The organism is Sphingomonas sp. CBMAI 2297 (genome assembly GCF_029870595.1).
Lineage (GTDB): Bacteria > Pseudomonadota > Alphaproteobacteria > Sphingomonadales > Sphingomonadaceae > Sphingomonas.
Genome location: NZ_JAPDIR010000002.1, coordinates 349349 through 371970, shown reverse-complemented (window position 1 = coordinate 371970; position 22622 = coordinate 349349). Strand labels below are relative to the sequence as shown.

The window sequence follows — 22622 nt, the reverse complement described above, 5'->3', positions numbered from 1 at the left end:
CGCATCTAGAATTGCCGGCGCACGCCCAGCCCGATCGTCCTTGGCCGCAGGGTGATGGCGGCCTCGATCCCGCTGACGACATTGTGGTCGAGCAGCGGCGCCTTATCGAGCAGGTTGTTGACGAACAGATCGACCTGCCATGCGCCGGTATCGATCAGCAGGCCCAGATTGACGACATCATAGGCTCTTTGCCGCCGAGTGAAGTTGGTGGCGGCGACCGGGCCGGCCGGAGTGCCGACGGTAAAGCTGTCCTCGAACACTCTCAGGCTCGAGCTGCGATACTGATAATCGGCCCGTGCCGTCGCGGTGACCCCGCCGCCGAGCGCGACGCGATAGGCCATGTTGGCATTGGCGATCCATTTCGGCGTATCGAGGACCGGCTGCCCCACCCTGGCCGAGACGCCGGGGGCGCTCCTGGATATTCTGGCATCGGTATAGCTTGCAGCGGCGCCGAGCGTCAGGCCGCCCGTCGCGAACTGGGCGCCCAGTTCCGCGCCCTTGATCTCCGCGCCGCCGACATTGCCGCTGAACGAGAAGCCGCATCCCGGCAGGAAGACGTTCTGCTGGATGTTCTTCCAATCGGTATAGAAGGCCGCGCCGTTCAGGGTCAGGCGGCGATCGAGGAACTGGTTCTTGCTGCCGACCTCATAGGTCCACAGCGAATCCGAACGGAAGCCGACGGGCACCGCGGACAGGCCGAGACTGGCGAGATCGGCCTGGCATTGGCCCGGCGCCACCGCGAACGGGTTGCCCCCGCCGGGACGAAAGCCCTTGGCTGCGCTGGCATAGAGCAGGTTGTCGCGGCCGGCGCGATAGGAGAGCCCGAACTTCGGATTGACGCCGCTCTCGCGCGTGCTGGCCGTCCCATGGGTATCGCCGCCGTTCAGCACGCCGTCGCCGCGCGTGTCGATCGCCTGCCTGAGGTTGAAATAGCGCAGCGCGGCAGTGGCATCCAGGCCGGGCAGGATCTCGAAGGTGAGATCGGCAAAGGCCGCGAACTGGGTCAGCCTGCTCACCGTATTGCCGTGATAGACCTTGTCCGTGCCGGTCCCCAGCAGCGCCCCCACTCCGATCGAATTGACGGTCTGGTCGAGCTCGTCGCGCTGCCGCGCATAATAGAGGCCGGCCGTCCAGCGCAGCCGCGCCGCGGAATTGGCCGACGCGGCCCGCAGTTCCTGGCTGAACGTCCTGGTGCTGCTGTTCGACGCGTTGGGCGAGTTGACGCCGTACAGCGCCGGAACCAGCGTCGCGATGTAGAAGGAATAGTCCCGGTCGAAACGGACCGATCGGTCGACATAGGCAGTGAGCGAAGTGATATCGACGCCGCCCAGATGCTTGACCATGTTCAGCGAGTAGACGCCAAGGTCGTCGTCGGTAGGCTGCGCAAGGCGGAACGAGCTCCGCAGATCGGGAAGATTGGTCCAGAAGACGCCGCTATTCTTCTGCCGATAGGCCTGGCGGAACAATGAAGGCGTGATGTCCAGCGACGAATCGGGCTGCCAGAGCAGCGCCGCCTTCACCGCCAGCACATGGTCTGAATTCTGGTTCCTGTCGGTCAGCGTACTCAACGAGGGGCGCACGAGCGGCATCAGCGCGGCGGGTGGCGCCGTCGTGCTGGTCCGCACATCGACCGCGGCTCCGTTCGCCACATTGTCGATATAGCCGGCATTGTCGCGATACAGGGCTCCGGCGCGCAGCACGAGCCGGTCGGACAATGGCAGGTTGAGCACCGCCTCGCCCTGATAGGAGATGCCGCCATGCGCGGTGCTGGAAATGCCCGTCGCGGTGTCCAGCGTGGTGTTGCCCGGTTCCGGCGCACGGCTGACATATTTGATCGCGCCACCCATCGCGCTGCCGCCATAGAGCGTCCCCTGCGGCCCCTTGAGAATCTCCACCCGGCCGAAATCGAAGAACACGGGGTCGGCTGCGCCGCTGAAGGCATTGGTCGCGCCGAGCAGCGATATGTCGTCGAGATAGATGCCGACGGTGGGGCTGGGCGAGGTCGTGCTGACGCCGCGGATGCTGTACCGGCTCTGGCCCAGCTCGGCGCCCGAGAAGGAGACGCCGGGCACCTTGCGCAGCACGTCCTTGAAATCACGGACATTGCCCTGGCGCAGTTCGGCCGCCGAAAGGGCATTCACCGAGAGCGGCGCATCCTGCAGGCGTTCGTTGCGTTTGCGGGCGGTGACCACGATCTCATCGGGCGACGCGGCGCCCTCTTCCTGCGGCCTGGGCGGTTCCGGCAGCTGTGCCTGCGCCCGGGCCGATGCCAGCGGAACGGTGCTGCCGATCGTCGCGAGCGCCAGTGCCGTCCAGGCGGTGCCGTGGAGATGATGTCGCATATGTCCTACCCTCCCTCCCAACCGGGCGTCCCCTGCCCTGCGCGCCGCGCCTTGTTGGGGGTCGCGGCGTCTCCATGGGAAATCAACCCGGCCACTCTTCACGCCTTTTGACGAGACGTTGTTATGCGCGAGCCCGGATTGCTTATGACGCGCGCAGAAAATCGAACCCGAAGCGCCACGCCGCCTGCAGGATTGGTCCGATTTGGCAGGAACCGGCTTCCGTGCGAAGCTTGCCACCGGCATGCCGCCGATCGAGGCAAGACCATGGCGACCATAGAGCTGCAAGGGGCACAACCGCCGGGAAACGTTCCGCACTATGTGAATGGCCGCTTCGAACAATTCCTCCGCGACGATGAGATCAGTGGCGTGGTGATCGATGGCCGCTCCCGCGGCCGGATCGACGAACAGCTCGTGGGCGACGGCCGGCTCACGTTCAAGGTGCAGCTGACCGGCGCCGGCCAGTATCAGTTCAACGACGCGCCGGCCTCGGAAATCGCCGGGGAATGCCTGGTGATCGCGCACCAGCCCATGGGCGTGGTCAAGCGGCAGATCATCCTCGACGATACCGAGGAACGTTCGGTGACGCTGTTCCTGCCTCGCCTCGGCGATGGCCGGATCGCCGGTTTCGAGGATGAGGCCCGGGAAGTGCGGGCAGCCAGCGAGTTCCTCGCCCAGCGCCTCCTGTTCCGGCGCTACCAGCTGCCGCGCGCCGCCGCGCTCTGCGCCGCCGAGATCCTCGACGCCCGCCGCTCACCCTGGACGCAGGAACGGTTCAAGCGCGCCAAGATCGACGAATTGACTTGCCTGCTGCTCGATTTCTTCATCAGCCAGTTCAACCGTTCCGACCATCACGGCCTCACCGAGCGCGAGGTCCGCCGCGTGCAGCAGGCTCGCGCGATCATCGCCGAGCATCTCGATCGGCCGCTCGGCGTCGCGGAGCTGGCCAGGGCCGTCGGCACCAACCGGACCCGGCTGAACACCATGTTCCGCGCCTTCTATGGCGAGACGATCGGCCAGGCGCTGCAGAAGGAACGGATGGAAAGCGCCCGCGCCCTGCTTGGCGAGGACGCGCTGTCGATCAGCGAGATCGCGGAGCGCTGCGGCTATGGCCATCTCAGCAACTTCTCGCTCGCCTACAAGGCCTATTTCGGAATGAGCCCATCGGTCGCGCGGGGCAGCGCCGCATAAATAGTGCGCCCGGCATAATCCGCCCGCCGCCGCCATAAGCACGCCGCCTCCATTAGGGCCTAGGGTCATGCCGATCCTTCCCACGAGGGGAGGCTCGACGATTGGAGCCATCATGAACCCGGCCATGACCCTGGATCGAGAGATCGCCCCGCTGGTAGCCGACATGACGGCCTGGCGGCGCCACTTTCATCAGCATCCGGAACTGGGCTTCGAGGAAGTGGAGACCGCCGCCTTCGTCGCCGACCGGCTGCGCGCCTGGGGCATCGAAACCCATGTCGGACTGGGGGGCACCGGCGTGGTAGGGGTCATCCGAGGCCGGGAGTCCGCTCCGGACGCCGCCGTGCCGAGCATCGGGCTGCGCGCCGACATGGACGCGCTGCCGATCGAAGAGCGGGGCCAGGCGGCGCATCGTTCGGCCCGGCCCGGCCTGATGCATGCCTGCGGACATGACGGCCACACCGCCATGCTGCTCGGGGCGGCGCGGATCCTGGCCGGGCGGCGCGATTTCGCGGGAACGGTCAATCTGATCTTCCAGCCGGCGGAGGAAGGCCTGGGCGGCGCGCGGGCGATGATCGATGCGGGCCTGTTCGAGCGTTTTCCCTGCGACGCGGTATTCGCGCTGCACAATGCGCCGCCGCTGCCGCTCGGCACGGCGGCGGTGCATGCCGGGCCGGCCTGTGCCGGCGCCGCGCGCTTCGTGGTGGAGGTGCGCGGACGGGGCGGCCATGCGGCGACACCGCATCTCACGGCCAGCCCGATATCGGCGGCGGCGGCGCTCGTGCCGCTGATCGAGGCGATACCGGCGCGGCGGATCCCGGCGAGCGGCATGGCGGTGATCACGGTCGGCTCGATCAATGGCGGGGATGCGTTCAACGTCGTCCCGGATGCCGTGACCCTGACGGGAACCGCGCGCGCGTTCGACGGAGCGACGATGCGGGCGCTGGAGACGGAACTCCGCCGCTGCTGCGCCGGCATGGATCGGGCGCACGACGTGGCCTGCGACATGCACTTCGAGATCCTGTTCCCGCCAACCGTCAACCATGCCGGCGAGGCCGGGATCGCCGCGGCCGCACTGGGCGAGATGCTGGGTCATGCGGCGGTGATCCGCGACATGCCGCCGGTCACCGGCTCGGAGGATTTCGCCTATATGCTGGAGCGCCTGCCCGGCGCCTATGTGCTGCTCGGCACCGGCGTCACCAAGGACACGCCGATGCTCCACAGCCCGGACTATGACTTCGAGGACCGGCTGCTGCCGATCGGCGCCAGCTTCTTCCTCAAGCTGGTCGACCTCAAGCTCCGTGCGGGTCGCGAAGCCGCATGACGGGGGATTTCGACTATGTCGTGGTCGGCGCCGGCGCTGGCGGTTGCGCCGTGGCCGGGCGACTGGCGAAAACACCCGGAACCAGGATCGCGGTGCTGGAGGCCGGGCGCGCCGGCCGATTGCGGATCGAGGCGATACCGGCCGCAACGATCCATACCAACGGCCACCCGCTTTATGACTGGAAGCTGGTCTCCCAGCCGGATCCCAGCCGCCTCGGCCGGATCGAGGACTGGCCCCGCGGGCTTGGCCCGGGCGGCAGCACGCGGATCAACGGGATGATCTTCGTCCGCGGCGCGCCCGAGGATTTCGATGCCTGGCGCGATCTCGGCGCGCCAGGCTGGGGCTATCGTGACCTGCTTCCCTATTTCCGGCGCATCGAAACCGTCGATGATGCCGAATCCCAGGTTCGCGGCGCCACCGGGCCGCTGCACGTGTCTCCCCTGCCCTATGTTCATGCACTGACGCCGCGCTTCATCGAAGCGGCCGGCCAGGCAGGCCTGGCATTCAATCCCGACATCAATGGCGAGCGGCAGGACGGCATCGGCCATGTGCAGAGCTCGGCCAGGAGGGGCCGCCGCCACGACAGTTACACCGCCTTCCTGAAACCCGCGATTTCCAGCGGCAGCACCAGGATGCTGGAAGGGGCACGCGCGCGCCGGGTGATCTTCGAGAACGGCCGGGCGATCGGCGTGGAGTTCGAACAGGACGGCGTGGTCCGCGCGGTCTTCGCGCGCAAGGCGGTCATCCTGTCCGGCGGCGCGGTCCATACCCCGAAGCTGCTGATGCTTTCGGGAATCGGCCCGGCCGCCCGGCTGCGCGAACTCGGCATTCCCGTACTTGTCGACGCGCCCGAAGTCGGCCGCAACCTGATGGAGCATGCCGGCATCTGGATGGGCCTCAAGGTCTCGGTGCCCACCCTCAACCAGCAGGCCAACCTGGCCGGAATGGCACGCGCGCTGCTGCTCTGGCTGGCGGGGAAAGGCCCCGCCGCCGCACCGACGGCACAGGCGGTCGGCTTCGCGCGGACCCAGGCGGGGCTGTCGTCGCCGGACATCCAGATCCACCTCACTCCTTTCGGTCGCGACTCCGAGCGGAAGCTGGCGCCGTTTCCGATGGTCAGCGTCGTCGCCAGCGTGAACCATCCCCGGAGCAAGGGCAGGATCGACCTGGCAAGCAGTGACCCGAGCGCCGCACCGCTGATCTTTCCCCAGCTGCTCGACGCGCCCGAAGACGTCGCGACGCTGCGTCGCGGCGTGGCGCTGTGCAGCCGGATCGTCGATGCGCCGGCATTTCGCGGCTATGTCGAGGAACGGATCGGCTGGCCGGACCTGCGTGCCGACGAGGCCGAGGCCGAGCGCCAGATCCGCGGCCTCGCGACGCCGCTCTATCATCCGGTCGGCACCTGCCGGATGGGCTCGGACGTCGGCTCGGTGGTCGATCCGGCGCTCAAGGTTCGCGGCGTCGAGGGGCTCTTTGTCGCCGATGCCTCCATCATGCCCCGCCATATCAGCGGAAACACCCAGGCCGCCGCCATGATGATCGGCGACAAGGCCGCAGACCTGATCGGAACCTCTTCATGAATTCTCCGGCCGCCCGGAATATCCCGGCATGGGACGCCCCCCTGCCGCAAGCGCTGGGTCACGCCTGGATCCGGGGCGAGGCCCGGGCATTTGGCGGGAATCCGATCGTCAGCATCGATCCGACGACCGGTGCGGTGTCGGGGGACTTCAGCGATGGCGGCGCACCGGCGGTCGAAGCGGCGGTGGTCGCGGCGCGCGCGGCGTTGCGGGAGGATTGGGGCCGGATCGACGGCGCCGAGCGCGCCGCGCTGCTGCTGGCCTGGGCCGCGCGCATTGCCGGGGAAGTCGAGCAGCTCGCCTGGCTGGAAACCCGGGAAGTCGGCCGTCCGGTGGCCGATGCAAGGACTTTGATCGCGCAGGGGCCGCTGCTGATCGGCCATTATGCCGGCATGATCCCGGCGCTCGAGGAACCTGCCGAGGGTGCCGTCCGGCGGCCGCGCGGCGTGGTCGGAGCGATCACCCCGTGGAACTTTCCCACTGCCAATGTGCTGATCCGCGCGGTCCCGATCCTGGCCGCCGGCAACACGCTCGTCCTGAAGCCATCGGAACTGTCGCCGCGATCCGCCGTCCTGCTCGCCCGGCTGGCGAGCGAGGCGGGCCTGCCGCCCGGCGTGTTCAACGTGGTGCCGGGTGCCGGACACACGACCGGCGCGACGCTCGCGGCACATCCCGGTGTCGACATGATCGCCTTCACCGGTTCGACATCGACTGGCCAGGCGATCATCCGGGCATCGGCGTCGCGCTCGCTCAAGCCGCTGACGATGGAGTGCGGCGGCAAGTCGCCCCAGCTGGTGCTGCCCGACATGATCGGCCAGCCCGAGATCTGGCCCGGCGTCTTCGCCGCCGCCTTCTGGAACACCGGCCAATGGTGTTCGGCCCGAACCCGGCTGCTGGTGCCCAGGGGCGGCCTGGAAGCGGCGGTGGAGGGGCTGCGCGCAGCAGCCGCCGGCTGGCCCGTCGGCGACCCCCGCGATCCGGCGACGAGGCTGGGGCCGCTCGCCAGCCGCAAGCAATATGAAACCGTCCAGGGCTTTCGCGAGATTGCGCGCCGCACCGCGCTGGTGGTGCCGCTATCGGCCGTGCCCGACGGCTTGCCGGCGAAAGGCTTCCATGCCGCGCCCGAACTGGCGCTCGGCCCGCCACAGGACAGCCCGCTGGTCCAGCAGGAGATATTCGGCCCGCTGCTGACGGTGCAGGAATATGCCGATCTGGACGACGCGATCCGCCTCGCGGACGATGGACCCTATGGCCTTGCGGCGACCATCTGGGGCGCGGACCGGGATGCGGCCGAGCGGATCGCCGCCGGCCTGCGGGTCGGATCGATGGACGTGATCGCCACCGCCGGGTCACGGCCGGGCATGGCGCTCGGCACGCCATTCGAGCCGCGCAAGCAATCCGGCTTCGGAGTCGAGGGCGGGCTCGCCGGGCTCGCCGCCTTCACCACGCCGCAGGCGATCACCCATGCAGCCTGATGCGCCCGGGGAATCGCGGACCAGCCTGGCCGCACTGATCGTCATCGGAACCGGCGCGATGACCAGCGCCACGCTGAGCCCGGTGATGCTGGGCCTCTATATCGACGAGTTGCGCCTCACGGCCCCGCAGGCGAGCCTGGCGCTCGCGGCGGAAAACGGCGCCTATGCGCTGGGGCTGCTGCTCTTCTACCTCGTGCTGCACCGCGCGCGGCGCCCGATGCTCGCCGCGATCGGTCTCGCGGTCATGATCGTCGCCAGCCTGTTGACCGCCAGGGCAGGCGGCTTCGTGCCATTGCTGGCGATCCGCGCCGCCTTTGGCCTGGCGATGGGCTTCACCGCATCGACCGTGTTCGCCGCCTATGCCGGGCGGGCCGACCCGCAACGGGTCTGGGCGATCGCCACCTTCGTCAACCTGGCCTATGCCGCGCTGCTGCTCGCCCTGTCGGGGTGGATCGCCCAGACGTTCGGCCTGGCGGGCATCGTCGCGATACTCGCGATCGTCGCCGCGATCGGCCTCGCCTGCGCGCGATTGATCCCGCCACCGCCTCGTTCAGCGCAGGAGACGCATGCGAGCAGCGTCCGGCATGGCCTGGCGATCAACGCCCCGGCCACTTGCGGCGCGCTGGCGCTGCTCTGCCTCTATGCCGGCCATACCACCTTGTGGTCGTTCCAGGAGCGGATGGGGCTGGCAGTCGGCTTCGATCGCAGCCAGGTGGGCGTGCTGCTCGGCATTTCGGTGCTCGGCGCGATCGCGGGCGCCCTGCTGTCGATGGCGGCCGGGCAGCGCTTCGGCCGGAGCGGCCCCAATGCGCTGGCCTTTGCCGGCCTGATCGCCTCGGCGTTGCTGCTCGCCATGCCGCTGATGGCCGCCTATGTGGTGGGCGCGATCATCGTCAAGACCGCCTGGTTCTTCGGCCTGCCCTTCATCCTGGGCGCACTGGCCCGGCTCGACCGCAGCGGCCGCTGGAGCAGCATGGGCGCCGCCCTCCTCGCGCTGGGCTCCGCGATCGGGCCGGCGATCGGTGCGACCCTGGCAGGTCATGGCGCGCATATGATCGGCTTCCTCGCGGCCGGCCTGTACCTGGTGAGCTTCCTGTTCACCGTGCCGCTGTTCGCCGCCGATCGATCCGCGGCAGCGCGCTGAGCCATGGCCCTGTTCGCCGAAAGCTATGAGGAAGCGCGGCGCGCCTTCCGCGCGGCCGTGAAGAGACTGGGCGGGCGGCTCGAGTCCGCGCCCCTCCCCGGAACCGGCGCCCAGGGCGAAGCGCTGACGATCGACTGGGCGGTCATCGGGCCGGCCGGCGCGCCGGCGACCCTGCTGTCGATCTCGGGCGTGCACGGGGCGGAAGGCCATGCCGGGTCCGCCGCGCAGCGTGCCTTCGCCGCCGCGCTCGATCCACGCGATCTGGGGGAGGATTGCAACGTGGTGATGATCCACGCGCTCAATCCCTGGGGCGTTTCGCATGGCCACCGGACCGATGCCGACAATGTCGATCTCTCCCGCAACTTCTGCGATTTCGATGCGCCGCCGCGATCCAATCCCCATTATGCCCGCGTGCACGACACCATCTGCCCCGATCGCTGGGATGACGGCCTGTCGAGCCGGGTCGGGGCATTGTTCCAGTCGCTGACCGAAGAATTGGGCGCGGCGGCGGCGCTGACGGCCTTTACCGGCGGGCAATATGGCCATCCGAACGGCATCGGCTTTGGCGGCGTCCGGCCAACACCATCGCATGCGGCATTCGCGGGGATTGTCGAGAGCGAACTCTGCGCCTCTCGCCGCATGGCGTATCTCGAATGGCATACCGGCTTCGGCGACTATGGCCGGCCGCTGGTCGTCGCGCTCGATGCGCCCGGCACGGCGCCGCGAAACCGGATGGCGCGCTGGTGGGCCGATCAGGGCCTGCAAGGCGAGGACGAGGCCTTCGACTCGGGCGAGACGCCGGACTGGTCCGGGCTGTTGCTGCCAGGCCTGCGCCGGCTGGCGCCCCATATCGAAATCGCCGGCGCGCCGATCGAGATCGGCACCGTCTCCAATTTTCAGGCATTCGAAGCCGTGATGATCGACCGGTGGCTACGCATGGGGGCCGAGCCGGGAGACGCCGATCTGCGTTCGATGCTGCGTGCAAGATTGCGCGCAGCCTATGATCCGGCGGACATTGCGTGGCGCGAACGGGTGGTGGAGATCGGCCGCGCGATGCACCTCGCTGCGTTGCGCGGCCTGCGTGCATGGCAGAGGGAATCCCATGCCGAAGCCTAGTCCCGCCCGTCGCGACGGGCTTCGACAATATCTCGCACCGGCATTACCGATCCCCCTTACCTCTATCCGATGGAAATCACCCATGTCGCACGCTCCGGAAACCTATGGCCTGGCTGCCTTTGCCTATCTGCGCGCGCTGGCGGCGGAGCTGCGGGAGGCGGAGCCGGGCCTGCATGCGCGCGCCCTGGAGCGCGCGATCGCCAGCTTTGGCGACACGCCGCGCCTGGGCGACCGGCCGATCATCCAGGCATTGAAGGAACTGGGATAGGCGCCGCATCCGGGAGCCTTTTTTTTCGGCTACCGCCCGAAACCGATCGCCATCTTGTGATTTCAGATAGTCTGGAGCCGGATGGCTGCCGGGCATGGCTGGGGAGATGGGGGTTCTGGACGTTTTCGATCTGACCAGGCGGCCCGACCTGATCCGCCCGGCCTATGCCTTCGACCTGCTCTTCCTGGTGATCGGCCTGGGCATGATCGGCGTGGTGCTGTTTTTTTGCTGGCGCCGGCAGTGGAACATCCTGTTCTACCTCCCCATCGTATTGGCCTGGACGACCGGGGCGGTGTGGATGACCTGGCACGATATCCGGCACAGCCACGCCGCGAGAGCGCTGGTCCAGAGCGGCCGGTTCGCCAGCGTCGAGGGGTGCCTGGATCAGTTCCATCCGGGATTGGCCAACCCGAGCGAGGCGGAATCCGGCCTCGAGCGCTGGAATGTCGCGGGGCAGGAATTCCTCTATGCTGCGGACGAGGTTCGGCTCGGCTATCATCGGGTCGAGCCGGGAGGCGGCCTGGTCCATGCCGATTCCTGGGTCCGGGTCGGCTATGTCCGTGACGATATGCGCGGACACAACGACATTGTCCGGCTCGAGGTGAAACAACATGCCTGCCCGGCGGCGCCGGACCTTTGGCCGAAATGACGCCCGCAAACCCGCATCAAGCATGGGAGTATCGATGCCTCACACCCTTTTCGCCGTCCCGATCCTGTGGGGAGCCCTTTTCACCGCGCCGGCATCGGCGGACCCGTTCTACGACGCCGCGCTCTGCAAGCCGCCCTATACGACCGACTCGGCCACGGCGCTCTATGAGGCCGCCGAGAAGCTCGCCAAGCCCGATACGTCGATGCTGGGCGCCTATGTCTACCGGCTGCCGCGCGCGCTCGGGCAGGACGGTTTCGCGAGCAGCGAAGTCATCTTCGCGGGCACGGCGGTCGGCGTCCTGATCGAAGGCGCGCGGGCCGATACGCTGGCCGAGCGCTATGGGCTGACGAAGGAGCGCTCCACGCTGCTCGGCACCGCCACCAAGGGCTATTCCCGGGCCCTGCCCCAGGAACAGCAGCCCCAGCCCGATCTGGGCATCGTCTCGATCGTCGCACGCGAAAGCCCGTCGCTGCCCGGCAAGACGCTGCTCGCGTGCGAGCTCGTCCTCAAGGCCGATCAGGAAGCGCTCGATCGCTACGAGAAGTCGCGCACCCCATAGCGCCGCCGCACGACATACGGCACCGGCCCCCTCCTCCTGCCAAGGTCCGCCATGGTCATCCTCTCGGCAATTTCATACTTCCTCACCCATCACCCCTTCTGGGCCTGGCCGGTGATCGTCCTGGTGGGGGCGTTGCTGGCCCATCTGCTGGCAAAATGGCGCGGGAGCCGCGGCTGGTACGGGCTGATCCTGGCCTTCTTCATCTATGGCCAGGTCAACCTCTTCACCGCGCATATCTTCAACGCGCTGTTCCTCGAGGCATTCGGGGTCGACGGCACGGCCGTGATCACCCAGTCCGAGGAAACCAGCTCTTCCCTGAACGACCAGAATATCTGGGCCTATGACGCGGTGGTGAAGACGGCGGACGGCAAGGACGTGGTGACGCGATTCGATACCATGTCCGCCAGCATCTATCCCATCACGAACGCCATCATGGTCCCGCCCAAGGGCGAGAGGTTCGCGATCAGATATGTTCCGGGGTTTCCGCGCAATTTCGTCATCATGCGCGACCTGTCGCCCTATGGGAGGGAATATCTGCTCGGGGAGGATCGCAAGCCGGTCGAGAAGGCCGCGGCCCAGTTCGCGGCCAGTCCGGGCAACAAGGCCTTCATCGCGGAATATCGGCAGGCGCTGGCCGCGTTCATCGCCAAGCATCGCGACGATGCCGATCCGGCCCTGATCGCGAACTACCATGCGCAGCTCGATGCGCTGCCCCGGACCGACTGAGGCAGCGCGCCGGGGCCGGCGTGGCAGTCGCAATATCCGAAGATCGAGAATGGTAGCGGAGGAGGGACTTGAACCCCCGACACGCGGATTATGATTCCGCTGCTCTAACCAGCTGAGCTACTCCGCCCCAAGAGGCTGTCGCCGAAGCGAGGGGGCCCAATAGGTCCGCCCTCTCCTCAGGTCAAGCGAACATGTGACGCGAGTGCGTTTCCCAGGGTCCGCCGCGATAATGCCAGCTCGCCAGGCCCGCGATTTCCACTTCCCGGGCCGTGAAATCGCGCGCCAGCGCGGCCAGCACCGCCTTGGCGAGCACCGGCCGGACCTTGTTCTGGATGGTGACGTGCGGGCGCCAGCGGCCGGCATCCTGGGGCGTGAGCAGCCCGGCGAACGCATCGACGAGCCCCTCGCGAATCGCCATCAGCTCGGGCGCCTCGATTCGATAGGCGACGCCGCCGCCCAGCGACATCAGCCCCGTCACCTTCGCCCGCGGCGCGCGCACGCCGCGGGTCTCCACCGAAAGCCGGTGCTTCAGCTCCTCCGCCACCGAGGGCGGCAGCTGATGGAACAGCGTCAGATGCGCGTCGAGCAGGTTCCGCTCGGGCGGGTAATGCTCGCGGCGCAGCGCATTGAACCAGGCCTGGTCCTGGCGCCCGAGCAGCGCCGTGACGATCAGCGGCGCGGCACGCTCGGTCAAATCTCGACCTGGCTGCCCAGCTCGACCACGCGATTGGTGGGCAGGCGGAAGAATTCCATCGCGCTTTCGGCGTTGCGCAGCATCCAGGCGAACAGCTTCTCGCGCCAGATCATCATCCCCGGGCGCGACGACGGCAGCAGCGTCTGGCGCGCCAGGAAGAAGCTCGTCTCCATCATCTTGAACTCGGCCCCGCAGGCGTTGACCGACTTCAGCGCCGCGGGAACATCGGCTTCCTGCATGAAGCCATAGGCCAGGATCATGCGGTGGAAGCCCTTGCCCAGATCCTCGATCATCATCCGGTTCTCGTCGGAGACATAGGGCACGTCCTTGATCTTCACGGTGAGGAGGATCACCCGGTCGTGCAGCACCTTGTTGTGCTTGAGGTTGTGCAGCAGCGCGTGCGGCACGCCCTCGGGCGTGGAGGTCATGAACACCGCGGTGCCGGGCACCCGCGTGGCCGTGGTGGCGGCCGAAGTGATGAAGATCTTGATCGGCATCGCGCTCTCGCGCAGCCGGTTGATCATCAGCTGGCGCCCCTTCGACCAGGTCGTCAGCAGCGTGAACACCACGAAGCCCACGAACAGCGGGAACCAGCCGCCATCGGGCACCTTGGTCAGGTTCGCGGCGAAATAGGCCAGGTCGACCGTGAAGAACACCGCGAGCAGCGGGATCGCGTAGCGCTTCTTCCACTTCCAGAGCCCGAACAGCACGACCGCCAGCAGGCAGTTGTCGATGAACATCGCGCCGGTGACGGCGATGCCATAGGCCGCGGTGAGGTTCGACGAGGTCTGGAACACCAGCACCAGCAGGATCACCATGATCATCAGCGCCCAGTTGATGAGCGGAATATAGATCTGGCCGGCCGTCGAGGCGCTGGTGTGCTCGATGCGCAGGCGCGGCACGAAGCCGAGCTGGATCGCCTGCTGCGTGACCGAGAAGGCGCCCGAGATCACCGCCTGCGAGGCAATCACGGCGGCCATCGTCGCCAGGATGACCAGCGGGAACTGCAGCACCTCCGGCGCGAGCATGTAGAAGGGGCTGCGCAGCGCGGCATGCCCCTCGCGCATCAGCAGCGCGCCCTGCCCCATATAGTTGAGGATCAGCGCCGGCAGCACGAACCACAGCCACGAGATGCGAATGGGCTTGCGCCCGAAATGGCCCATATCGGCATAGAGCGCCTCGGCGCCGGTCACCGCCAGCACGACCGAGCCGAGCGCCAGGAATGCCCGCACCGGATCCTCGGCGAAGAACAGGAAGGCATGATGCGGCAGCAGCGCGTTGAGGATCGTCGGCGTCTGGACGAGGCTGAGGGTGCCGAGCGTCGCGATCGTCAGGAAATAGAGGAGCATGATCGGCCCGAACAGCGTGCCGACCCGCGAGGTGCCGGTCCGCTGGATCGAGAAGAGCAGCACCAGGATCACCACCGCGATCGGCAGCACCAGCCTGCCGAATCCCGGTGCGGCGACGGCAAGTCCCTCCACCGCCGAGAGCACCGACACCGCCGGCGTGATCATCGAATCGCCATAGAAGAGCGCGGTTGCGAACACGCCGAGCAGCACGATCCCCTGCGTCCAGCGCTTGGGATTGCCGCTGCTGCGCGAGATCAGCGCCAGCAGCGCCAGGCTGCCGCCCTCGCCCTTGTTGTCCGCCCGCATGATGATCGTGACGTACTTCAGCGTCACCACCACCATCATCGACCAGAAGATCAGGCTGATCACGCCCATGATGTGCAGCGTGTCGAGCGCCAGCTTGTGATGACCGTCGAACGTCTCGCGAAAGGCGTAGAGCGGGCTCGTGCCGATATCGCCGAAGACGATGCCGATCGCGCCGATGGCCAGCTTCCACGTCGCGTCATGGCTGTGCGCATGCGCGGCGGGCGCGTCGATCTGTGCCGGAGCCGACTCGGCGGCTCCCTCGGAAGGGGTGTTCACGGGCGCGGGTGTCGCGTCAGAGAGGAAGCGGACCTGGTCATGCGACCTGCGTTCTCGATCTTCAAAGTGCGCGGGCGGTTAGCACGCGCAGCATCTGCAATCAACGAATGTCGTTACGCGAGGGGCCACGCGCAAGGGGACAGCGGGTCCCCGAGAGGCTTCCCGGAACCGGGCCCGGGAGACGGCTGGAGCAGTCTTGCAAGCCGCCCTACCGCCCCGCCCCGAACAGCGCCTCCGCCTCGCTGCGCGTCGGTATGGCGCGCAGCACGAAGCTGGAATTGATCGTCACCACGCCGGGCAGCCGCCCCAGATGCTCGCGGTGCAGCCGCTCATAATCGTCCAGGTCGCGCGCCAGAATCTTCAGGCGATAATCCTGGCCGCCCGAGACCAGCGCGCATTCCACCACGCCGTCGATCTGCGCCACCGCCGCCTCGAAACGCGCCAGATCCTCCTCCACCTGGGTGCCCAGCGTGATGTCGACCAGCGCGGTGATCCGGAAGCCGAGCCGGCGGTGCCCGAGTCGCGCGCCATAGCCCTGGACATGGCCCGACGCCTCGAGCGCCTGGATCCGGCGGGTACAGGCCGATTGCGACAGCCCCACCTGGGTGGCGATGGCGCTCACCGGTGCCCGCGCATCGGCGGCGAGCGACTTGAGGATAGCTGCATCAATCCTGTCCATGTTGCATGGATAGCCGATTTCCATGTTCGTTGCAGCGATTCCATGCACACGATGCCTATCCCTGTCATATCTTTGCAGGGATTCGCGGCACGCCATGCTATATTCTCCGCGCCAATCACATTCACGGAGAGGTTCCCATGCGCATTGGCGTTCCCAAGGAAATCAAGAATCACGAATATCGCGTCGGCCTGACCCCGGCTTCGGTCGCCGAGCTGGTCCATGCCGGCCATGAGGTGCTGGTCGAGACCAAGGCCGGCACCGGCATCGATTTCGACGACGAGGCCTATGTCAGGGTCGGGGCCAGGATCGCGCCGGATGCCGCCGCGGTGTTCGCCGGCTCGGACATGATCGTGAAGGTCAAGGAGCCGCAGCCCCAGGAGATCGCGCTGCTCGAGCCGCGCCACATCCTCTTCACCTATCTCCACCTGGCCGCCGACAAGCCCCAGGCCGAGGGCCTGATGGCCTCGGGCGCGACTTGCATCGCCTATGAGACGGTGACGTCGAACTCGGGCGCCCTACCCCTGCTCAAGCCGATGTCGGAAGTCGCCGGCCGCATGTCGATCCAGGTCGCGTCGCACTATCTCGAGAAGGAGCAGGGCGGCCGCGGCGAACTGCTCGGCGGCGTGCCGGGCGTGGCGCCGTGCAAGGTCGCGATCCTGGGCGGCGGCGTCTCGGGCATCAACGCGGCGCAGATGGCCACCGGCCAGCGCGCCGACGTGACCATCTACGACATCAACAACGAGCGCCTGGCTGAGCTCGACATGCATTTCGGCAGCCAGATCAAGACCGCCTATGCCAGCAAGGCCGCGATCGCCGAGGCGGTGAAGACTTCGCAGGTCGTGATCGGCGCGGTGCTGGTGCCGGGCGCGGCGGCGCCGAAGCTGGTGACCAGGGACATGCTCAAGACGATGATGCGCGGCTCGGTGCTGGTCGACATCGCGATCGACCAGGGCGGCTGCTTCGAGACCAGCCACGCCACCACCCACGACAACCCGGTCTATGAGGTGGACGGCGTGATCCATTATTGCGTCGCCAACATGCCGGGCGCGGTCGCCCGCACCTCGGCCTTCGCGCTCAACAACGCGACGCTGCCGTTCGTGCTCAAGCTGGCGAACCTCGGCGCCGAGGGCGCGATGCAGGCCGACCGGCACCTCGCCAACGGCCTCAACGTCTACAAGGGCAAGATCGCGTTCAAGGCAGTCGCCGACGATCTCGACCTGCCCTACCAGGCCTGGGCGGGCTGATCGCGCGTCGAACGGGATCGCGAGCCGGGAAACGACCGTCGTTTCCCGGCTCGTTTCATTCGGGCAAGCAATCCCGGCCGGGATCGAACTGCTTGATATAGAGAATGGTCGTGAAGCCGCTGTCCCATTCCTCGTCCGGATAGCGGGCCTGCTCGGCATAGCCGCGGCCGAGATAGAATGCCTGGCTGGTGACGTTGAAACTGTCGGTCTCGAGGCGCGCCGCGGCAAAGCCCGCCGCCGCCATGGCGCGCTCGGCGCGATCCATCAGCAGCGTGCCGACGCCGTGACGCCGATAGTCGCCATGCACATGGAGGCCTTCGACGAAATCGTCCTGCCAGTGCACGAAGCCCGCGACGACGCCCTCGATCTCCGCAACCCGGAACGCGGCGAGACTGGCCTCGACATAACGCGCCCCGCGATCCTCGGTGCGATAGCTCTCCGCGGCGGCCGGGGTCAGAACCGGCAGCCAGGTGCCCTCGAAACTATATTGGAATATCGCCTCGAGGCGCGCCGCGTCTGCGGCATGCGCGCGGCGAATCCGGATGGGCTGACTGGTGCTCATGCCGGCCAGCTAGCGCGGTCCGGAGCCCGGATCGAGCCCTTGCCGTCCTAGCGGGCCGGGCCAGGCATCGGCCGCCCTTCCCGCCGCGCCTGCTCCTGCAGGAACGCCTCCAGCATGAGCAGCCGCGCCATCAGCGCCTGGCGATAGCTCGCCTTTGCCGGGGTGAGCGCCACCGCCTTCTCCCACCAGGGCTCGGCTTCGGCAAAACGGTTCGCGCGGACCAGCGCGAGCCCGTAGAAAAAGGGCGGCCCCGGATGCTCGGGGGCCAGCGCGAACGCCTTGTCGAAGGCGAATTGCGCGGCCGGCGATATCTGGTTGCCGTCATATTCGGCGAGCGCCGAACCGAAGCCGGTCCACAGCGCGACGTCCTCGGGCACCTGCCGCACCGCGCCCTGCCACACCTTCACCGCCCGCTCGCGATCGCCCTGGCGGAGCATGGCGTCGGCCAGATTGCCGTAGCTCCAGGCATAGGTGCCATATTTCCCGAACATCGCGTCGCGCAGGTCGATCAGGCCCTGGTCCACCTCGACCCGCTGCCCGCCCGGCGCGACGGGATGGCCGGGAAGGCCGGGGCTGCCCTGCCAGGCATAGCCCGCCGCACCGAGCATGATCGCGGTGGCGGGGACGGTCCACAGCCGGCGCGGATAGCGCAGCAATGCGAGCGCCAGCACCGCGACGACGGCAACCGTGGCGAGCATTCCCCAGCCCATCACGCCGCTCCCTTGCGGAACAGGCGCCGCGCCAGCAACAGCCCGATGGCGAGCAGCAGTACCGGCGCGATCCAGAGCGGCGCGGTCACCCAGCTGAACGGCGGATCATAGGTGACGTAATCGCCATAGCGCTGGATCAGATACTCGCGGATCGCCGCCGGCCGCTCGCCACGGGCGATCCGCTCGCGCACCAGCGCGCGCATGTCCCCCGCCATCTCGGCATCGCTGTCGGCGATCGACTGGCCCTGGCAGACCAGGCAGCGCAGCGTCTCCATCAGCGCCCTGGCCCTGGCCTCCTGCGCCGCATCGGGCAGCTGCGAATAGGCCAGCGCCGCCGGCGGCCGGCTCGAGTCCGCCGCCGCGGGGCCAGCCAGGAACAGCGCGAGGATAAGGGCCGCGCGCTTCATTTCGCCGCCTCGAGCTTGCGCAATATCCCGGGAATGTCTTCCGCCCGGATGTCGCCGACATGCTGGTCGATAATCTCGCCCCGGCCGTTGATCAGGAAAGTCTCGGGCACTCCCGACGAGCCGAGCGCGATCTGGGCCTTGCCGGCGGGATCGTCGCCGATCCGGGCATAGGGATCGCCGTTCCGCGCCAGAAAGGCCCGCACCGCGTCCGGCGTGTCGCGGATCGCGATCGCGTCGATCTCCACGCCCGCCTGCTTGAGCTTCAGCAGCTGCGGCGCCTCGGCGATGCAGGGAATGCACCAGCTGGCGAACACATTGAGCAGTCGCGGCCTGCCGGTGGCGAAGTCGGCGCTCGCGATGCCGGGCCGGTCGGAAAGCAGCGGCTTCATCGCGAGCGCGGGCAGCGGCTTGCCGATCATCGCCGAGCGGATCGTCCGGTCCGCCGGCTTGATCAGCCCGCCGGCAACCAGCCCGAAGACCAGGGCGAACAGCGCCAGCGGCGCCCAGATCAGCAGCCGCCTCATGCGCCATCCTCCGCGTCGCGCCGTTCCCGCCGCACCCGGCCGATCAGCGAGAGCAGCCCGCCCAGCGCGATCATCGCGCCGCCCGCCCAGATCAGCGTGACGAAGGGCTTCCACCATGCCCGGATCTGCCAGCGCCCTTCGCCGTCGCCCTGGCCGATCACGGTATAGAGCTGGCCGTCCAGCTCGGTCGCGATCGCGGCTTCGTTGGTGTTGGTCGGCGGGTTGGCGAAGAAGCGCTGCTGCGGGAACAGGTCGAACGGCGCGCCCCCGGCGCGCGTCGCCTTGAGATGCGCCTCGAGCGCGGACCAGTTGGGCCCCACCGCCGGCCGCACCTCGAGCAGTTCCACGCGATAAGGGCCGACCGTGACGTTCTGCCCCACCGAGATCGCCGCCAGCCGCTCGACCTTGAAGGCGCTGTCCGCCGCCATGCCGGCGATGCTCACCGCGATGCCGAGATGCGCGACGACCATGCCGTAGATGTGCAGCGGCGTGCGGCGCAGGTTGCGGCGGATGAGCGGGATGACGCTGGCGACGGCGAGCCCGGCGGCCAGGCCGAGCACCAGCGCCGGCAGCCACTGCGCCCCGCCCAGCGCGAAGACCAGCGCGAAGGCGATGCCGGCCACGCCGACAGGCACGAGCAGCTTGCCGAACAGCGCGTTCCACTGGTCGCGGCGCCATTTGAGCAGCGGTCCCGCCGCCGTGGCGGCGACGAGCGCGAGCGCGACGGGCACCGCCGCCTTCTCGAAGAAGGGCGCGCCGATCGAGAGCTGGACGCCGGCCGCCTGGGCGACGAGCGGATAGAGCGTGCCGATGAAGACGACGCCGAGGATCACCGAGAGCAGCAGGTTGTTGAGCACCAGCGCGCCTTCGCGGCTGACCAGCTCGAAGGTGGTGCCCTGCTTCACCGTGCCGATCCGCGCGCCGAACAGCGCCAGCGCCCCGCCGATATAGAGGCCGAGCAGGGCAAGGATGAAGCCGCCCCGGGTGGGATCGACGGCAAAGGCATGGACGCTGATCAGGATGCCCGAGCGGACCAGGAAGGTGCCGATCATCGACATCGAGAAGGCGACCACCGCGAGCATCACCGTCCAGGCGCGCAGCCCGTCGCGGGTGGCGAGCACGCTCACCGAATGGAGCAGCGCCGTCGCCGCCAGCCAGGGCATCAGCGAGGCATTCTCCACCGGATCCCAGAACCACCAGCCGCCCCAGCCAAGCTCGTAATAGGCCCAATAGCTGCCGGCGGTGATGCCGATGGTGAGGAATATCCAGGCCGCCAGCACCCAGGGCCGCATCGCCCGGGCAAAGGCGGGGCCGACGTCGCGCATCAGCAAGGCGCCGACCGCGAAGCTGAACGCCACCGACAGGCCGACATAGCCGAGGTACAGCGTCGGCGGGTGGAAGGCGAGCCCGGGATCCTGCAGCAGCGGGTTGAGCCCGCGCCCGTCGAGCGGCGGCGGGCTCACCCGGACGAACGGGTTGGAGGCAAAGGCGAGAAAGGCGTAGAAGCCGATCGCGATCGCCGCCTGGGCACCCAGCGTCGCGGCGAGCGTGCCCTGGGGCAGCCGCTTCTCGAACAGCGCCACGCCCGCCCCCGATATCGCCAGCACGGTGACCCACAGCAGCATCGAGCCTTCGTGATTCCCCCAGGCCCCGGCGATCTTGTAGATCAGCGGCTTCATCGAATGGCTGTTCTCGACGACCAGCAGCACCGACATGTCCGACCGGACGAACAGCACGACCAGCAGCACGAAGGCGGCAAGCGCCAGCAGCCCCTGGACGATCGCGACGCGGCGGAGCGCCGTCATCACCATCGACGCGCCCGCGCTCCCCTGGCCGGCGCCCTTGGCCGCGCCCCAGGCGAGCAGCACCTGCACGAGCGCGAAGCCCGTCGCGAGCCATAGCGCGGCGAGACCGGCTTCGGCGATCACTGCCCATCCCTCATTTGGCTAGCGTCTTCGTCTCGTGCATGTTGCCGGCGGCCTGGGGCGGCATGTAGCGCTCGTCATGCTTGGCCAGGATATTGTCCGCGACGAAGCTGCCGTCCGGCTGGAACCGCCCCTCCGCCACCACGCCCGATCCTTCCTTGAACAGGTCGGGCGTCACGCCCTTGAACGCGACCGGCACCGCCGCCTGGCCGTCGGTCACCATGAAGCGGATCGAAACGCCGTCGGCCGCGCGCCGGATCGAGCCTGTCTCGACCATGCCGCCCAGGCGGACGTGCCGGTCGAGCGGCAGCGGCTTTCCCTTCACGTCGCCCGGCGCATAGAAGAACGCCGCCTGGTCGCGGAGCGCCGACATGGCGAGCGCCGACGCGCCGAGGATCGCGCCCAGCGCGAGCAGCACGAGGACCAGCCGCTGATGCTTGGGCTTCATTCGCGGCCGCCCCGCAGCGCCGCGGCCGCCGCCTCGGCCCGGCGCATCGCCGCATAGCTGAACGCCGCCAGCCCGCCGGTGCCGAGCAGCACCACCAGATAGGCGGCAGTGATGAACGGCCAATGGTTCATGCCGCCGCCATCCGCCGCAACCGCGCTTCGACCTTCTGCGCCGCCAGGATCGCGCGCATCCGCATCAGCACCACTCCGGCGAAGACCAGCGTGAAGCCGCCCAGCGTGAAGAACAGCGGCCAGAGCAGCGACGGATGGATCTTCCCCGCCAGCACGCTCTCGCCCTGGTGGAGCGTGTTCCACCAGACCACCGAATAATGGACGATCGGCAGCAGCGCGCTGCCGGCCACGCCGAACAGCGCCGGCATCCGGCCGTCGCCCGCCCGCTCGGCATCGGCGCGGTCCAGCGCGATCCAGGCGATATAGACGAAGAAGAGCAGCAGCATGCTGGTCAGCCGCCCGTCCCACTCCCACCAGGTGCCCCAGGTCGGGCGCCCCCAGATCGAGCCGGTGAGCAGGCAGAGCGCCGCGAAGGTCGCGCCCGCCGGGGCGATCGCCCGCGCCGCGACGCTGGCCAGCGGATGCCGCCAGACGAGATAGCTCAGGCACGCGATCGCCAGCCCGCTCCACCCGCCCATGCCCAGCCAGGCGCTGGGCACATGGATGTAGAGGATGCGCGCGCTCTCCTTCTGCACCGCATCGGGCGGCGTGAGCGCGAGCCCCGCCCAGCAGCCGAACGCCACCAGCGCCGCGCCGAGCCAGAACAGAATCGGCGTCAGCGGCCGCGCAATCTTGAGGAAGCGCGCGGGATTGGCGAAGGCATGCAAGACGGGCACGCGCGATGACTAGCGAGGTTCCGGGCGGGAATCCATGGCCTCGCGACATCCAACGCCAGACGCCCGGCCGCGGAGCGAAACGTCGCGAACGTCGCCCATGGGGAGGGATGAGTTCCCCATCAATTTTCCCTGATTTCCCGCGAACCGCGCGCATCGCGCAACTTCCTTGCGCGCGCGTGATCCTATTTCCCCAACCGGTCAAAGAGCGGCCGGAGCGATCCGGCCGGGTGAGGGAAACAGACGAAATCCTACATTGCAAGCAGGATGCCCCGATATCGTCACCCGA

At 68.2% G+C, this 22622-nt stretch carries 23 protein-coding genes and 1 tRNA gene; 11 read left to right on the top strand and 13 right to left on the bottom strand.

The window, feature by feature from the left end:
* Positions 1-5: 5 nt before the first annotated feature.
* The gene (locus tag OMP43_RS04530) at positions 6-2342 is read right to left on the bottom strand and encodes a TonB-dependent receptor (RefSeq protein WP_280278538.1); all 2337 of its coding nucleotides are present in this window, start codon (positions 2340-2342) and stop codon (positions 6-8) included.
* A 264-nt stretch (positions 2343-2606) separates the two neighbouring features.
* Between OMP43_RS04530 and OMP43_RS04525 the strand changes: the two genes are divergently transcribed.
* The 10 genes from OMP43_RS04525 to OMP43_RS04480 all read left to right on the top strand — a co-directional run bounded on the left by OMP43_RS04525 (position 2607) and on the right by OMP43_RS04480 (position 12365).
* Positions 2607-3530: an AraC family transcriptional regulator gene (locus OMP43_RS04525; RefSeq protein ID WP_280278537.1), complete on the top strand. Its 924-nt coding sequence runs from the start codon at positions 2607-2609 to the stop codon at positions 3528-3530.
* Between the two features lie 124 nt (positions 3531-3654).
* Positions 3655-4851, top strand: coding sequence for an amidohydrolase (locus OMP43_RS04520; RefSeq protein WP_280278536.1), 1197 nt, complete (start codon positions 3655-3657; stop codon positions 4849-4851).
* Positions 4848-6431 (top strand): GMC family oxidoreductase N-terminal domain-containing protein, encoded by a 1584-nt coding sequence (locus OMP43_RS04515; protein ID WP_280278535.1) that lies wholly within the window; start codon positions 4848-4850, stop codon positions 6429-6431. Before OMP43_RS04520 ends, OMP43_RS04515 begins: the two co-directional genes overlap by 4 nt.
* Positions 6428-7903 carry an aldehyde dehydrogenase family protein gene (locus tag OMP43_RS04510; protein WP_280278534.1) on the top strand — a complete coding sequence of 492 codons (1476 nt, stop codon included), beginning with the start codon at positions 6428-6430 and terminating at the stop codon, positions 7901-7903. Before OMP43_RS04515 ends, OMP43_RS04510 begins: the two co-directional genes overlap by 4 nt.
* Entirely contained in the window at positions 7893-9047 is a 1155-nt protein-coding gene (locus OMP43_RS04505) for an MFS transporter (RefSeq protein ID WP_280278533.1), read from the top strand. The genes OMP43_RS04510 and OMP43_RS04505 overlap by 11 nt, the downstream gene beginning before the upstream one ends.
* Before the next feature lie 3 nt (positions 9048-9050).
* Entirely contained in the window at positions 9051-10163 is a 1113-nt protein-coding gene (locus OMP43_RS04500; RefSeq protein WP_280278532.1) for a DUF2817 domain-containing protein, read from the top strand.
* A gap of 82 nt (positions 10164-10245) precedes the next feature.
* Entirely contained in the window at positions 10246-10431 is a 186-nt protein-coding gene (locus tag OMP43_RS04495) for a hypothetical protein (RefSeq protein ID WP_280278531.1), read from the top strand.
* 106 nt (positions 10432-10537) lie between these two features.
* On the top strand, positions 10538-11080 hold the full coding sequence (locus OMP43_RS04490; protein ID WP_280278530.1) for a hypothetical protein: 543 nt from the start codon (positions 10538-10540) through the stop codon (positions 11078-11080).
* Between the two features lie 34 nt (positions 11081-11114).
* A complete protein-coding gene (locus tag OMP43_RS04485; RefSeq protein WP_280278529.1) occupies positions 11115-11639 on the top strand; it encodes a hypothetical protein in 525 nt (174 codons plus the stop codon).
* A 51-nt stretch (positions 11640-11690) separates the two neighbouring features.
* Positions 11691-12365: a hypothetical protein gene (locus OMP43_RS04480; protein WP_280278528.1), complete on the top strand. Its 675-nt coding sequence runs from the start codon at positions 11691-11693 to the stop codon at positions 12363-12365.
* 50 nt (positions 12366-12415) lie between these two features.
* Here the strand turns inward: OMP43_RS04480 and OMP43_RS04475 are convergent.
* The 4 genes from OMP43_RS04475 to OMP43_RS04460 form a co-directional block, all read right to left on the bottom strand.
* A tRNA-Met gene (locus OMP43_RS04475) sits at positions 12416-12492 on the bottom strand.
* A gap of 54 nt (positions 12493-12546) precedes the next feature.
* Positions 12547-13059, bottom strand: a complete 513-nt coding sequence (locus OMP43_RS04470; RefSeq protein WP_280278527.1) for a 2'-5' RNA ligase family protein — start codon at positions 13057-13059, stop codon at positions 12547-12549.
* Positions 13056-14945, bottom strand: coding sequence for a potassium transporter Kup (locus OMP43_RS04465; protein WP_280278645.1), 1890 nt, complete (start codon positions 14943-14945; stop codon positions 13056-13058). The genes OMP43_RS04470 and OMP43_RS04465 overlap by 4 nt, the downstream gene beginning before the upstream one ends.
* A 253-nt stretch (positions 14946-15198) precedes the next feature.
* Positions 15199-15669, bottom strand: a complete 471-nt coding sequence (locus OMP43_RS04460; RefSeq protein WP_280278526.1) for an Lrp/AsnC family transcriptional regulator — start codon at positions 15667-15669, stop codon at positions 15199-15201.
* A 137-nt stretch (positions 15670-15806) separates the two neighbouring features.
* Here OMP43_RS04460 and ald point away from each other — a divergent pair, with 137 nt between their 5' ends.
* Positions 15807-16913 carry an alanine dehydrogenase gene (gene ald / locus OMP43_RS04455; protein ID WP_280278525.1) on the top strand — a complete coding sequence of 369 codons (1107 nt, stop codon included), beginning with the start codon at positions 15807-15809 and terminating at the stop codon, positions 16911-16913.
* Between the two features lie 55 nt (positions 16914-16968).
* On the opposite strand, the gene OMP43_RS04450 is transcribed toward ald, so the two are convergent.
* Genes OMP43_RS04450 through ccmC form a run of 8 tightly spaced genes read right to left on the bottom strand, consistent with a single transcriptional unit; the run spans position 16969 to position 22336 of the window.
* Complete coding sequence (locus OMP43_RS04450; protein WP_280278524.1) at positions 16969-17475, bottom strand: GNAT family N-acetyltransferase; 507 nt, start codon at positions 17473-17475, stop codon at positions 16969-16971.
* A 47-nt stretch (positions 17476-17522) separates the two neighbouring features.
* Positions 17523-18185, bottom strand: coding sequence for a tetratricopeptide repeat protein (locus OMP43_RS04445; protein WP_280278523.1), 663 nt, complete (start codon positions 18183-18185; stop codon positions 17523-17525).
* The gene (locus OMP43_RS04440) at positions 18185-18592 is read right to left on the bottom strand and encodes a cytochrome c-type biogenesis protein (RefSeq protein WP_280278522.1); all 408 of its coding nucleotides are present in this window, start codon (positions 18590-18592) and stop codon (positions 18185-18187) included. Before OMP43_RS04440 ends, OMP43_RS04445 begins: the two co-directional genes overlap by 1 nt.
* Positions 18589-19116 (bottom strand): DsbE family thiol:disulfide interchange protein, encoded by a 528-nt coding sequence (locus tag OMP43_RS04435; RefSeq protein ID WP_280278521.1) that lies wholly within the window; start codon positions 19114-19116, stop codon positions 18589-18591. The genes OMP43_RS04440 and OMP43_RS04435 overlap by 4 nt, the downstream gene beginning before the upstream one ends.
* A complete protein-coding gene (locus tag OMP43_RS04430; RefSeq protein WP_280278520.1) occupies positions 19113-21044 on the bottom strand; it encodes a heme lyase CcmF/NrfE family subunit in 1932 nt (643 codons plus the stop codon). The genes OMP43_RS04435 and OMP43_RS04430 overlap by 4 nt, the downstream gene beginning before the upstream one ends.
* Before the next feature lie 10 nt (positions 21045-21054).
* A complete protein-coding gene (gene ccmE, locus OMP43_RS04425; RefSeq protein ID WP_280278519.1) occupies positions 21055-21489 on the bottom strand; it encodes a cytochrome c maturation protein CcmE in 435 nt (144 codons plus the stop codon).
* Positions 21486-21620 carry a hypothetical protein gene (locus OMP43_RS04420; protein ID WP_280278518.1) on the bottom strand — a complete coding sequence of 45 codons (135 nt, stop codon included), beginning with the start codon at positions 21618-21620 and terminating at the stop codon, positions 21486-21488. Before OMP43_RS04420 ends, ccmE begins: the two co-directional genes overlap by 4 nt.
* The gene (gene ccmC, locus OMP43_RS04415; protein ID WP_280278517.1) at positions 21617-22336 is read right to left on the bottom strand and encodes a heme ABC transporter permease CcmC; all 720 of its coding nucleotides are present in this window, start codon (positions 22334-22336) and stop codon (positions 21617-21619) included. The genes OMP43_RS04420 and ccmC overlap by 4 nt, the downstream gene beginning before the upstream one ends.
* Between the last annotated feature and the right edge of the window lie 286 nt (positions 22337-22622).

Excerpts from the sequence above, each read along its gene's own strand:
- OMP43_RS04480 (WP_280278528.1), top strand. The coding sequence starts at position 11,691 with ATGGTCATCCTCTCGGCAATTTCATACTTCCTCACCCATCACCCCTTC.
- OMP43_RS04530 (WP_280278538.1), bottom strand. The coding sequence starts at position 2,342 with ATGCGACATCATCTCCACGGCACCGCCTGGACGGCACTGGCGCTCGCG.
- OMP43_RS04510 (WP_280278534.1), top strand. The coding sequence starts at position 6,428 with ATGAATTCTCCGGCCGCCCGGAATATCCCGGCATGGGACGCCCCCCTG.
- OMP43_RS04485 (WP_280278529.1), top strand. The coding sequence starts at position 11,115 with ATGCCTCACACCCTTTTCGCCGTCCCGATCCTGTGGGGAGCCCTTTTC.
- OMP43_RS04435 (WP_280278521.1), bottom strand. The coding sequence starts at position 19,116 with ATGAGGCGGCTGCTGATCTGGGCGCCGCTGGCGCTGTTCGCCCTGGTC.
- OMP43_RS04440 (WP_280278522.1), bottom strand. The coding sequence starts at position 18,592 with ATGAAGCGCGCGGCCCTTATCCTCGCGCTGTTCCTGGCTGGCCCCGCG.
- ald (WP_280278525.1), top strand. The coding sequence starts at position 15,807 with ATGCGCATTGGCGTTCCCAAGGAAATCAAGAATCACGAATATCGCGTC.
- OMP43_RS04495 (WP_280278531.1), top strand. The coding sequence starts at position 10,246 with ATGTCGCACGCTCCGGAAACCTATGGCCTGGCTGCCTTTGCCTATCTG.
- OMP43_RS04450 (WP_280278524.1), bottom strand. The coding sequence starts at position 17,475 with ATGAGCACCAGTCAGCCCATCCGGATTCGCCGCGCGCATGCCGCAGAC.
- ccmE (WP_280278519.1), bottom strand. The coding sequence starts at position 21,489 with ATGAAGCCCAAGCATCAGCGGCTGGTCCTCGTGCTGCTCGCGCTGGGC.
- OMP43_RS04500 (WP_280278532.1), top strand. The coding sequence starts at position 9,051 with ATGGCCCTGTTCGCCGAAAGCTATGAGGAAGCGCGGCGCGCCTTCCGC.
- OMP43_RS04460 (WP_280278526.1), bottom strand. The coding sequence starts at position 15,669 with ATGGACAGGATTGATGCAGCTATCCTCAAGTCGCTCGCCGCCGATGCG.
- OMP43_RS04520 (WP_280278536.1), top strand. The coding sequence starts at position 3,655 with ATGACCCTGGATCGAGAGATCGCCCCGCTGGTAGCCGACATGACGGCC.
- OMP43_RS04445 (WP_280278523.1), bottom strand. The coding sequence starts at position 18,185 with ATGGGCTGGGGAATGCTCGCCACGGTTGCCGTCGTCGCGGTGCTGGCG.
- OMP43_RS04525 (WP_280278537.1), top strand. The coding sequence starts at position 2,607 with ATGGCGACCATAGAGCTGCAAGGGGCACAACCGCCGGGAAACGTTCCG.
- OMP43_RS04490 (WP_280278530.1), top strand. The coding sequence starts at position 10,538 with ATGGGGGTTCTGGACGTTTTCGATCTGACCAGGCGGCCCGACCTGATC.
- OMP43_RS04420 (WP_280278518.1), bottom strand. The coding sequence starts at position 21,620 with ATGAACCATTGGCCGTTCATCACTGCCGCCTATCTGGTGGTGCTGCTC.
- OMP43_RS04505 (WP_280278533.1), top strand. The coding sequence starts at position 7,893 with ATGCAGCCTGATGCGCCCGGGGAATCGCGGACCAGCCTGGCCGCACTG.
- OMP43_RS04515 (WP_280278535.1), top strand. The coding sequence starts at position 4,848 with ATGACGGGGGATTTCGACTATGTCGTGGTCGGCGCCGGCGCTGGCGGT.